This window comes from Aeromicrobium sp. CF3.5, assembly GCF_051262695.1.
GTDB lineage: Bacteria > Actinomycetota > Actinomycetes > Propionibacteriales > Nocardioidaceae > Aeromicrobium.
The window spans coordinates 16,039-26,986 of sequence record NZ_JBIMEZ010000012.1; the positions used below are offsets into that span (position 1 = coordinate 16,039).

General features: G+C 68.1%; 11 protein-coding genes. 2 read left to right on the forward strand and 9 right to left on the reverse strand.

Features of this window, described 5'->3' with window-relative positions:
* Positions 1-4: 4 nt before the first annotated feature.
* Genes mnhG through ACHAA3_RS15925 form a run of 6 tightly spaced genes read right to left on the reverse strand, consistent with a single transcriptional unit; the run spans position 5 to position 6,050 of the window.
* Entirely contained in the window at positions 5-322 is a 318-nt protein-coding gene (gene mnhG, locus ACHAA3_RS15900; protein ID WP_435710066.1) for a monovalent cation/H(+) antiporter subunit G, read from the reverse strand.
* Positions 319-621 (reverse strand): monovalent cation/H+ antiporter complex subunit F, encoded by a 303-nt coding sequence (locus tag ACHAA3_RS15905; protein WP_435710067.1) that lies wholly within the window; start codon positions 619-621, stop codon positions 319-321. Before ACHAA3_RS15905 ends, mnhG begins: the two co-directional genes overlap by 4 nt.
* Positions 618-1,136, reverse strand: a complete 519-nt coding sequence (locus ACHAA3_RS15910) for a Na+/H+ antiporter subunit E (protein ID WP_435710068.1) — start codon at positions 1,134-1,136, stop codon at positions 618-620. Before ACHAA3_RS15910 ends, ACHAA3_RS15905 begins: the two co-directional genes overlap by 4 nt.
* Positions 1,133-2,716 (reverse strand): Na+/H+ antiporter subunit D, encoded by a 1,584-nt coding sequence (locus ACHAA3_RS15915; protein ID WP_435710069.1) that lies wholly within the window; start codon positions 2,714-2,716, stop codon positions 1,133-1,135. Before ACHAA3_RS15915 ends, ACHAA3_RS15910 begins: the two co-directional genes overlap by 4 nt.
* Positions 2,713-3,189, reverse strand: coding sequence for a Na(+)/H(+) antiporter subunit C (locus ACHAA3_RS15920; protein WP_435710070.1), 477 nt, complete (start codon positions 3,187-3,189; stop codon positions 2,713-2,715). Before ACHAA3_RS15920 ends, ACHAA3_RS15915 begins: the two co-directional genes overlap by 4 nt.
* Positions 3,186-6,050: a Na+/H+ antiporter subunit A gene (locus ACHAA3_RS15925; protein ID WP_435710071.1), complete on the reverse strand. Its 2,865-nt coding sequence runs from the start codon at positions 6,048-6,050 to the stop codon at positions 3,186-3,188. The genes ACHAA3_RS15920 and ACHAA3_RS15925 overlap by 4 nt, the downstream gene beginning before the upstream one ends.
* A 148-nt stretch (positions 6,051-6,198) precedes the next feature.
* On the opposite strand from ACHAA3_RS15925, the gene ACHAA3_RS15930 reads away from it, so the two are divergent.
* Positions 6,199-6,525, forward strand: a complete 327-nt coding sequence (locus ACHAA3_RS15930) for a putative quinol monooxygenase (RefSeq protein WP_435710072.1) — start codon at positions 6,199-6,201, stop codon at positions 6,523-6,525.
* Positions 6,526-6,555: 30 nt separating this feature from the next.
* Here ACHAA3_RS15930 and ACHAA3_RS15935 read toward each other — a convergent pair whose 3' ends face one another.
* The 3 genes from ACHAA3_RS15935 to ACHAA3_RS15945 all read right to left on the reverse strand — a co-directional run bounded on the left by ACHAA3_RS15935 (position 6,556) and on the right by ACHAA3_RS15945 (position 9,644).
* Positions 6,556-6,843, reverse strand: a complete 288-nt coding sequence (locus tag ACHAA3_RS15935) for a DUF1330 domain-containing protein (protein WP_435710073.1) — start codon at positions 6,841-6,843, stop codon at positions 6,556-6,558.
* A gap of 116 nt (positions 6,844-6,959) precedes the next feature.
* On the reverse strand, positions 6,960-9,185 hold the full coding sequence (katG, locus tag ACHAA3_RS15940) for a catalase/peroxidase HPI (protein ID WP_435710074.1): 2,226 nt from the start codon (positions 9,183-9,185) through the stop codon (positions 6,960-6,962).
* A gap of 39 nt (positions 9,186-9,224) precedes the next feature.
* Positions 9,225-9,644, reverse strand: a complete 420-nt coding sequence (locus ACHAA3_RS15945; RefSeq protein WP_435710075.1) for a Fur family transcriptional regulator — start codon at positions 9,642-9,644, stop codon at positions 9,225-9,227.
* 123 nt (positions 9,645-9,767) lie between these two features.
* Between ACHAA3_RS15945 and ACHAA3_RS15950 the strand changes: the two genes are divergently transcribed.
* Entirely contained in the window at positions 9,768-10,853 is a 1,086-nt protein-coding gene (locus ACHAA3_RS15950; protein WP_435710076.1) for an alkene reductase, read from the forward strand.
* The last annotated feature ends 95 nt before the right edge of the window (positions 10,854-10,948 follow it).

Here is a 10,948-nt window from a genome sequence, read left to right on the forward strand (position 1 = left end):
GCTCTCAGTCGGCGAGATCGTCGCGCGTCAGTCGCGAACGGTCGACCAGGCCCACCCGGTAGGCCGCCCGGCCCACCATGTGCGAGGCCACGGGTGCGGTCAGCAGCTGGAACACGATGACCACCAGCACGGTCATCGTGGCCGTGATCGTCTGCAGCCGCAGCGCGAGCCCGATCAGGACACAGATCAGTCCGAGACTCTGCGGCTTGGTGGCTGCGTGCATCCGCGTGAACACGTCAGGGAACCGGACGAGGGCGACGGCCGCCACGAAGGCGAAGAACGCGCCAGCGATCAGGAAGAATCCAGCCAGCACGTCGATCATCGGTTGTCCTCCGTCCCGGGGTAGGAGCCGTCGTCGTCAGCCATCTCGTCGCGTGCGGCGAAGCGCGCGATGCTGACCGACCCGAGGAAGCCGACGAACGCCAGCACCACCAGGATCGGCAGCGTCGTGGTGTGCCGACCGACAGCCGCCTCGATGGCGATGGAACCAGCCATCGCCGAGACGAAGACATCAGCGGCGACCGTGCGATCGAGCGTGGCCGGTCCGCGAATGATCCGCACCAGGCACAGGACGCCGGTGATCGCCATCAGGATGAGGCACACGATGCCGACGGCGATCACGAGGCCACCTCCGAGGTGCAGTAGGCCGCGCGCTCGGCATCCGAGCCCAGAGCATCGATGACCCGGCGCTCCTGGACCAGGGCACGCTCGATCACGGAGTCGAGATCGCGGCCCGCGTCGAGCACGTGCAGCCAGACCTTGCCCTGCTCGGCGTCGAGCTCGATCAGCAGGGAGCCCGGTACCAGCGAGATCAGCTCACTGGTCAGCACCATCAGCAGCTCCGATCGCGTGTGCAGCTGCACCTCGACGACAGCACTGGGGCCCAACGGCTGCGGTCGAAGGGCGAGCCACGCGACCTGCAGACTGGCGCTCACCAGGTCGACGACGAACCGACCCAGCAGCACGGCGAACTGCCACGGCCTGAACACGCCCTGCCACTGCCCCTGCGGGAAGGGAAAGACCACGACCACCGCGGTGGCCACCAGCAGACCACCGACCAGCAGCAGCGCGGTGATGTCGCCCCACAGCAGCATCCAGAGGGCCGTCAGGCCGAGGATCGGTCCGAGCCGCCTCACTGGTCGTCCCCCAGCACGGCCTGGACATAAGGAGTGCGCTCGACCAGCTCGTCGGCGGCACGGTCGGTGATGCCGAGCAACGGACCTGCCACGATGGTGAGGGCGACCGAGAATCCCACCAGGGCCAGGGTCGGGACGGCCATCCCGCGCGGCAATCGCAGCTCTGTAGCCTGCGCGACGGTGGTCCCCTCCTCGTTGACCGTGGTCGTGCGGCCATGGTGCAGCGATCCGGATCCGGCTGGTCCAGCCGCGCCCTCAGCGTCCTCCGACGGCTGCCAGAACGCTCGGTTCCACGCCTTGGCGACGGCGTAGAGCGTCAACAGGCTGGTCGCCACGGCCGCGCCGACACCCACGTACGCCAGGGCGTCCTGCGGGGCGCTGCCGGCCTGCAGCAGCGCCAGCTTTCCGAGGAATCCGGAGAAGGGTGGGATGCCCGCCAGATTCATCGCTGGCACGAAGAACAGCATGGCCAGCACCGGTGAGGACCGAGCCAGACCACCCAGACGGCTCAGCGAGGTGGTCCCGGTGCGGTACTCGATCAGGCCAGCCACGAGGAACAGGGCCGTCTGCACCGTGATGTGGTGGATGACGTAGAAGATGGCACCGGAGTAGCCCAGCTCGCTGCCCAGGGCGATGCCGAAGAGCATGTACCCGATGTGGCTGACCAGCGTGAAGGACAGCAGACGCTTGATGTCGGACTGGGCGACGGCACCCAGGATGCCGATGACCATCGTCAAGATGGCGGCGACGAGCAGCAGGGTACGCAACGAGTCACCGGGAAACACGAGGGTCTGCGTGCGGATCATCGCGTAGATGCCGACCTTGGTCAGCAGTCCGGCGAACACGGCCGTGACCGGGGCCGGTGCAGTCGGGTAGGAGTCGGGCAGCCAGGCCGACAGCGGAAACACGGCGGCCTTGATCGCAAAGGTGAGCAGCAGCAGGAGCTGCAGCGCGAGTCGCACCGAGGCGGGCAGGTCGCCCATGCGCTCGGACATCTCCGCCAGATTGACAGTGCCGACAGCGGCGTAGATGCAGGCGATCGACACCAGGAACAGCATCGAGGAGATCAGGCCCACGATGATGTAGATCGTGCCGGCTCGGACCCGGGCCTCGGTGGCTCCCAGGGTGATGAGCACGTAGCTCGAGGCCAGCAGCACCTCGAAGCCGACGAACAGGTTGAACAGGTCGGCTGACAAGAACGCCGCCGAGACTCCGCCGCTCAGCACGAGGAACGTCGGGTGGAACACCGACAGCGGGGTGTCACGACCGAACTCGATGATGCCCTGGCCGAAGGAGTACAGCAGGACGCACAGGGTGACGATCGTCGACACCAGCAGCAGCAGGGCCGACAACCGATCGGCCACCAGACTGATGCCGATCTGCGCCGGCCAGCCACCGACGCCCACCGCCTGCGGTCCATAGGTGTCGGCCCGGTACAACAACGTGGCAGCGACGCCCACGACCGTGACCAGCACCGCGACGCTGATGATGCGCTGGGCCCGCGCGGAACGCCCGAACGCCAAGCACAGGCCCGCCCCCAGCAGGGGCAGGATGACCGGAAGCAGCACCAGCTGAGTCATGGTCGCTCCTCCTCCTGAGTCGATGGGGGCGCATCCTGCGCCGACGGGGACACGTCCGCGCCCTCCTCGTCGGGCAGGTCGGTGTCGACCTCGTCGAAGCTGTCGGAGGCGAGGTCACGTTCGGCGCGTCGCATCACGAGTGCGTCCTCGAAGTCGTCCTGCACGTCGTCGTTGCCATCGATCTGCCACGTGCGGTAGGCCAGCGCCAGCCCGAACGCGGTGACGCCCATCGTGATGACGATGGCGGTCAGCGCCATCGCCTGAGGCAGCGGGTCGGCCGTCCGCTCGCCGACCACGTCGATGATCGGCGCCGGCCCGGGCTTGCCGGATGAGACCAGGAACATCAGGTTGATGCCGTTGCCCAGCAGCACGAAACCCAGCAGGATGCGGGTCAGGCTGCGTTCCAGGATCAGGGTGACACCGCAGGCCACGAGAACGCCGATCGTGACGATCAGGACGACGTCGACACTCATGCCGTGGCACCTCCCCCGCCGACCTGGGCGGCTTCACCCGCCTCCTCGGCGTGCTGGTCGATGCCACCACCGAGGCTGCGCAGGACGTCGAGCGCCAACCCCACCACCACGAGGAACACCCCAATGTCGAAGAACACCGACGTGACGAGGTGCAGCTCGCCGAGCGGTCCGAGCGGGATGTCGACGATGGCGCTCTGCAGCACTCCACCACCGAGCAGGGTCGGCACCAGCCCGGCCGTGGCGGCCGTGGCCAGACCGACACCGAGCACGAGTCCGGCGTCCACGGGTGCGGCGGCGTTGAGCTCCTGGCGACCGCCGACGAGATATCGAATCATCAGGGCAAGCCCCGCGATCAGACCGCCCGCGAAGCCACCGCCAGGTTCGTTGTGGCCGACCAGCGTGATGTAGATGGCATAGACGATCAACGAGTGGAAGATCAACCGAGTGATCACCTCGAAGACCACGGAGCGGCGTTCACGCCGCACAGCCGACTCGCGGCCCAACCACCGTTGCGCGCCACTGGTGGCGGGCGATCGGGTGATGCGACTCGAACGATCCTGCAGCAGGTGGATCAGGCTCGCGATGCCGGTGGCGGCCACCACGAGCACCGACAGCTCGCCGAGGGTGTCCCAGGCGCGGATGTCGACGAGGGTGACATTGACGATGTTGCGACCTCCGCCGAAGTCGTAGGCAGGCCCGGCGAAATCCAGACCGACCGGGTCAGCGACCCGTGACGATGCCGCGAGCGCGGCGATGCCCGCCATCACGGTGCCGGTGACGACTCCCGCCGCGACCCGGATCCAACGGTCCGACGTGAAGGGCCGGGTGGAGAAGAAGGGCGGCAGGCGGCGCAGCACCAGGACGAAGGTGACCAGCAGGAAGGTCTCGACCAGCACCTGGGTGAGGGCGAGGTCGGGCGCCCCGTGTGCCACGAACAGCAGAGCCATGCCATACCCGGTCAGGCCCACCAGCAGCACCGCGCGCAGTCGGCGCCGTGATCGAACAGCCGCGATGGCCGACACGATCACGATGACGGACACCACGGCCTGCAGCGGACGGTCGGGGCCCGCGAGCTTGAGGTCGGTGGCACCGTCGAGCAGCGAGCGCACGAGCATCGATCCGGGCACCAGCGCCACCACGACGAGGATCGTGCCCAGGTAGAACGGCAGGGAACCACGCTGGGTGCGGCCGGTGACCTCGATCGAGAAGCGATCTATGCCGCGCACGACGGCGTGGTACGACCGTTCTGCGTCCGGCAGACGAACTCGGTCGGTGACCGCGATCTGGGCGGCCGCGACTCCGGGTCGCGCCACGAACATCAGTCCGCCGAGCACGAGCGTCACGACGGTGAGGCCCAGCGGGAGCGTGAATCCGTGCCACAGCACCAGCTCAGGCTCGTGAGCACCCGCTCCGTAGAAGTCTCCGGCGCCGAGGAACAAGGTGGTCAGGGGCCCGGTGGCGAACATGGTGGCCAGGGTCGCCACGGACAGCACCACAGGGGCCGCGATGAATCCGGCCGACGGCGCGGACACGGTGCAGGTCTCGACCCCGGGCTTGGTGCCGAAGGTGCCCCACAGGAATCGGGCGGTGTACGCGACGGTCAGGATCGAACCGATCACGACCCCCACGAGCGCGACCACTCCCCACCCGGACCCGGTGTCGGAGTCGAGGTCGACGATCGCCGCCAGCACGGCCTCCTTGGCCAGGAAGCCGAAGGTCGGCGGCACACCGGCCATCGACGCCCCCGCCACGACGGCGGCTGCGAACAGCCACGGCATCTGGCGCGCCAGTCCGGAGAGCTCGCGCAGGTCTCGGGTCCCGGTGCTGCGATCGACGACACCGACGACCAGGAACAGGGTCGCCTTGAACATCGCGTGCGAGGCCACCAGCGCCAGCCCCGCCATGGCTGCGGACCGAGTTCCCAGACCCACGACCGTCATCAGGAATCCGAGCTGGCTGACCGTGCCGTAGGCGAGCAGCAGCTTGACGTCGTGCTGCCGAAGCGCGCGCAGCCCGCCGATGACCATCGTCGTCAGACCCAGCAGGATCAGGGTGGGACGCCACCACGCGAGGTCGGAGAAGGGTGGGGCGAGCACCGCCACCAGGAACACGCCCGCCTTCACCATCGCCGCGGCGTGCAGGTAGGCGCTGACCGGGGTGGGTGCTGCCATGGCGCCGGGAAGCCAGAAGTGGAAGGGCACGAGAGCTGACTTGGACAGCGCGCCCACCAGCACGAGCGCGACGGCCACCTGCACCGTGGCGGTCGCCTCGGGTGGCTGCGCCACGATCTCGCTGATGCGGACAGTTCCGGAGGCGATGTCGAGCATGACGAAGCCGACCAGCATCGCCAGACCACCGAAGGTGGTGACGATCAGCGCGGTCATGGCCGCTCGGCGGTTGGCCCGGCGTTCGGGGTTGTGCCCGACCAGCAGGAACGACAGAAGCGTCGTGAGCTCCCAGAACACGTAGAGCAGGTAGATGTTGTCGCTGAGCACCAACCCGAGCATCGAGCCGGCGAACGCCACGAACACAGCACCGAACCGCCACAGCTCGGTGTCGCCCTCCTTGAAGTACCAGGCGCAGTACACGAGCACCAGGGCTCCCACCCCGGTGACCAGCAGCGAGATCGGGCCGCTGACCGGATTGATCATCAGGTCGAGGTCGAGCCCGATGCGGCCCGCCCACGAGTACTGCTCGACGCTGCTGGTGCCGGTCGACGCGTCCACGACACGTGGCAGCAGCCAGATCGCGGAGCCCGCCGGGACCAGCGCGAGCAGCAGGAATGCCCGGCGTCCGAGCCATTGGACGAGAACGGGCCACCCCGCCGCGGCGACGAAGTGCGCGGCAATCACGGTGACCATTACGAGGCGCAGTCTACCGGAGGGTGGAACACCCAGCACCATCGACAGAGGGTGGGACGGCGGCCATCGACATGCTCAGACTGTGCGCACTTTCTCGGCCCGGACGTATCGTGGCGCCAACCGATCGACACTGCCTAAAGGGATCGCCGTGTACTTCATCGTCGTCAAGTTCAAGACCAAGCCCGAGTGGACCGACCGCTGGCTCGATCTCACCCGCGAGTTCACCGAAGCCACCCGGGCCGAGCCCGGCAACCTGTGGTTCGAGTGGTCACGCAGCGTCGAGGATCCGTCCGAGTTCGTGCTGGTCGAGGGATTCTCCGACGACGGCGCCGAGCCGCACGTGACCAGCGGTCACTTCAAGAAGGCGACCGCCGAGATGGGTCAGGCGCTCGTCAGCACTCCGGAGATCATCAGCCGCCAGGTCGAGGGCGATGCGTGGGGGACGATGGGCGAGGTCACGGTCGAGGGGCAGTGATCGTCGTCTCGCCTCTCAGACACTTGTCCCTCAGACCCCGGGGATGATGCGCAGATCCCGATCCACACCGTCGCCCAGCGCCTCGAGGGCCGCGGTGTAGTCGGCGCTGTCGTGCGCGGCCATCGCCGCCTCGACCGACTCGAACGAGATGACGACCGAACGCGCGTCGCGACCCTGCTCGTAGTGGGCGGCAGGCATCCCGCGCGCCAGGAACGTGCCCCCGGCAGCGATCAGAGCGGGGCCGGCCAGCTCGGCGTAGGCGGCGAGCTTGTCCTCGTCGTGAATGGCGAGATACGTGGAGATCCAGTACGCAGTCATGCACGCCAGTGTGCCCCCGTCTCCCCCAGACCACACCGGGCCTGACGTTCCGACGGCGACACGCCAGCGTGTCGGAGTCAGAACGTCAGGCCCAGCGGGACTCAGTCTTGGGGAGATCAGGCCAGGTCGTACCGGTCCAGGTTCATGACCTTGTCCCAGGCGGCGACGAAGTCGGTGACGAACTTGGCCTGCGCGTCATCGGAGGCGTAGACCTCCGACACGGCGCGCAGCTCGGAGTTCGAGCCGAAGACCAGGTCGACCCGGCTCGCGGTGAAGGCAACCTCGCCGCTGTCCGCGTGCGAGATCTCGAACTGCTCCTCGTCGTCGTTCAGCGCCGTCCAGGTCATGCCCGGGGCCGTGATGTTGACGAAGAAGTCGTTCGTGAGGGTGCCGGGACGATCGGTGAGCACGCCGGCGGTCGACCCGCCCTGGTTGGCGCCCAGGACACGCAGACCGCCCACGAGCACGGTCATCTCCGGAGCCGTCAGCGTCAACAGGTTGGCCCGGTCGACGAGCCGGTACTCGGCCGGAAGCGGATCACCCTTGCCGGCGAAGTTGCGGAATCCGTCGGAGGCAGGCTCCAGAGCCGCGAACGAGTGGGTGTCCGTCTGCTCCTGCGACGCATCGGTGCGGCCCGGCGTGAAGGGAACCGTGATGTCGTGCCCCGCGTCCTTGGCTGCCTTCTCGACACCGGCGCAACCGGCCAGCACGATCAGGTCGGCCATCGACACCGCGATGCCGGAGTCGGCCTGCACGCCCTCGAGGGTGGTCAGCACCGTCGCGAGCTGGGTCGGGTCGTTGACCTCCCAGCCGCGCTGCGGCTCCAGCCGGAGTCGGCCACCGTTGGCGCCGCCGCGCTTGTCACTGCTGCGGAACGACGAAGCCGCGGCCCAGGAGGTCGAGACCAGCTGCGACACGCTCAGGCCCGAGTCGAGAACCTTGGTCTTCAGCGTCGCGATGTCGTCGGCACCCAGGGGTGCACCCTCGGCCGCGGGGACGGGGTCCTGCCAGAGCAGCTCCTCGGACGGAACCTCCGGTCCGAGGTAGCGCTGGATCGGACCCATGTCACGGTGCGTCAGCTTGAACCAGGCCCGCGCGTACGCATCGGCGAACTCGGCGGGGTTCTCGTGGAAGCGGCGCGCGATCGGCTCGTAGATCGGGTCGAAGCGCAGCGCGAGGTCGGTCGTGAGCATGGTCGGCACGCGCGCCTCGGAGCCCTCGGCCGGTCCGGGAACGGTGCCGGCTCCGGCGCCGTCCTTGGGCTGCCACTGGTGCGCACCGGCGGGGCTCTGGGTGAGCTCCCACTCATGGCCGAAGAGGTTGTCGAAGAACCCGTTGCCCCACTGGGTGGGCGTGGAGGTCCAGGTGACCTCGAGGCCGCTGGTGATGGCGTGCTCGCCCTTGCCGGACTCGAACGACTGCTTCCAGCCCAGACCCTGCTCGGTCAGACCGGCGCCCTCGGGCTCGGCACCGACGTACTGCGCGGGATCGGCCGCGCCGTGCGTCTTTCCGAACGTGTGGCCACCGGCGATCAGCGCGAGGGTCTCCTCGTCGTCCATGGCCATGCGCGCGAAGGTCTCGCGGATGTCGCGGGCCGCGGCGAGCGGATCGGGCACACCCTCAGGTCCCTCGGGATTGACGTAGATGAGGCCCATCTGCACGGCTGCGAGCGGGTTCTCGAGATCGCGATCACCGGAGTAGCGCTGCGAGCCACCCTCCTCACCGCCCAGCCACTCGGTCTCGGGGCCCCAGTAGACGTCCTCGTCGGGCTCCCAGACGTCCTCACGACCGCCGGCGAACCCGAACATCGGAAGGCCCATGGACTCCATGGCCACGTTGCCGGTCAGCACGATCAGGTCGGCCCAGGAGATGGCGGAGCCGTACTTCTTCTTGATCGGCCACAGGAGGCGGCGCGCCTTGTCGAGGTTGCCGTTGTCGGGCCAGCTGTTGAGCGGCGCGAACCGCTGCATGCCCTGCCCGGCGCCGCCGCGTCCGTCCTGGATGCGGTACGTGCCGGCGCTGTGCCACGCCATGCGGATGAAGAAGGGTCCGTAGTGGCCGAAGTCGGCCGGCCACCAGTCCTGCGAGTCGGTCATCAGTGCGGTGAGGTCGGCCTTGACCGCAGCGAGGTCGAGGGAGTTGAAGGCCTCGGCGTAGTCGAAGTCCTCGCCCATCGGATTGGAGTGCGCGGTGTGCTTGCGCAGGATCTTGAGGTTGAGCTGGTTGGGCCACCACTCGCGGTTGCTGTGGCCCTCGACCGGGTACTGCGGGTGCATGACGGGGCAGCGGCCCTCGTTCTCCGCTGCGTTCATGTCGCCGACTTCGGCATTGTGCTCGGCCATGTCATTCCTTCCGGTGGATGTTCGTCAAGAGAGTGAGGCTCAGGGCGTGCAGCTGGGGCAGGTGCCCCAGTAGATGACCTCGGCCTCATCGATCGAGAAGCCGTGGTCGTTCGATGCCGTCAGGCACGGTGTCTGACCACTGGAGCAGTCGACGTCAGCGATGCCTCCGCACGTACGACACACGACGTGGTGGTGGTTGTCGCCAACCCGGGTCTCGTAGCGCGCCACCGATCCCGACGGCTGGATCCGGCGCAGCAGACCCGATTGCGTGAGGGCTCGCAGCACGTCGTAGACCGCCTGGTGCGAGACCTCGCCGTGGCTCGCACGCACGAGCTCGATGATCGAGTCGGTGTCGGCGTGCGGGTGATGACTCACGGCGTCGAGGACGGCCAGACGCGGGCGCGTGACGCGCAGGTCGACCGAGCGCAGCTGCTGCTCGAGTCCCGGGGCCGGCGCCATGACTCAAGCGTGTCCCATTTTCTGGAGTCAGTCAAGATCAGCACGACTGAAGTCAGTCAAGACCAGCGCGGCGTGTGTCGCGACGCACGGAATCATCGGAGCACGCAACTAGTTGACGATCACATGACTTCTTTGTTCGAGACCTTGTCGATGGGTCCGTGGACCTTGCCCAACCGCGTCGTGATGGCGCCCCTGACACGCAACCGCGCCGAGCCCGGCGGCGTGCCCGGCGACCTGGCCGTGCAGTACTACGCCCAGCGCGCCAGTGCTGGCCTGATCGTCACCGAGGGCTCGCAGCCCAGCGCCACCGGCCAGGGCTACCTGAACACCCCGGGCTTCCACACCGCCGAGCAGCTCGCCGGCTGGACTCGAGTCGCTGAGGCCGTGCACGCCAAGGGCGGTCACATCGTGGCCCAGCTGATGCACGTCGGACGCTTGTCGCACCCCGACAACACCGGCGGCCAGGACATCGTGTCCGCGAGCGCCGTCGCTGCGCCCGACCAGATGTTCACCGCCACCGGCCCCCAGGACTACCCGACTCCTCGTGCCCTGGACCTGTCCGAGATCCCCGGGGTCGTCGAGGAGTACGTCACAGCAGCTCGCAACGCCGTCGACGCCGGACTCGACGGCGTCGAGATCCACGGGGCCAACGGCTACCTGATCCACCAGTTCCTCGCACCCAACACCAACGAGCGCACCGACACCTACGGCGGATCGCCGGAGAACCGGGCCCGCTTCGCCATCGAGGTCACCCGCGCCGTGGTCGACGCGATCGGCGCCGACAAGGTCGGCATCCGCATCTCACCGTCCCACAACGTGCAGGGCACGATGGAGACCGATCCCACTGATGTGGAGGCGACCTACACCGCCCTGATCGAGGGCATCTCGGATCTCGGCCTGCAGTACCTGAGCATCCTGGCCGATCCGACCCTCGACCTGATCCAGGCACTTCGTCGCCGGTTCGACGGCGTCGTGGTGCTCAACGACGGTTTCGGCACCGTGACGACCAAGGACGATGCCCAGTCGATCCTGGACCGCGATCTCGCCGACGCCGTGGCCGTGGGCCGCCCGCTGCTGGCCAACCCCGATCTCGTGGAGCGATGGAAGTCCGACGCCGATCTCAACGCGCCGAACCCCGACACGTTCTACGGCGGAGGGGCCGAGGGATACGTGGACTACCCGTTCCTCGACGGGTCGACCGCCGCCTGACGTCGTTCTGCTCGACCCACCGAACCGGCGTCTCGCATGATGGACGCCGGTTCGGTGCGTCCGCGCACCGGCGACGATGGAGGTTCTTACTCGAG

Excerpts from the sequence above, each read along its gene's own strand:
- mnhG (WP_435710066.1), bottom strand. The coding sequence starts at position 322 with ATGATCGACGTGCTGGCTGGATTCTTCCTGATCGCTGGCGCGTTCTTC.
- ACHAA3_RS15915 (WP_435710069.1), bottom strand. The coding sequence starts at position 2,716 with ATGACTCAGCTGGTGCTGCTTCCGGTCATCCTGCCCCTGCTGGGGGCG.
- ACHAA3_RS15920 (WP_435710070.1), bottom strand. The coding sequence starts at position 3,189 with ATGAGTGTCGACGTCGTCCTGATCGTCACGATCGGCGTTCTCGTGGCC.
- ACHAA3_RS15925 (WP_435710071.1), bottom strand. The coding sequence starts at position 6,050 with ATGGTCACCGTGATTGCCGCGCACTTCGTCGCCGCGGCGGGGTGGCCC.
- ACHAA3_RS15935 (WP_435710073.1), bottom strand. The coding sequence starts at position 6,843 with ATGACTGCGTACTGGATCTCCACGTATCTCGCCATTCACGACGAGGAC.
- katG (WP_435710074.1), bottom strand. The coding sequence starts at position 9,185 with ATGGCCGAGCACAATGCCGAAGTCGGCGACATGAACGCAGCGGAGAAC.
- ACHAA3_RS15945 (WP_435710075.1), bottom strand. The coding sequence starts at position 9,644 with ATGGCGCCGGCCCCGGGACTCGAGCAGCAGCTGCGCTCGGTCGACCTG.
- ACHAA3_RS15950 (WP_435710076.1), top strand. The coding sequence starts at position 9,768 with ATGACTTCTTTGTTCGAGACCTTGTCGATGGGTCCGTGGACCTTGCCC.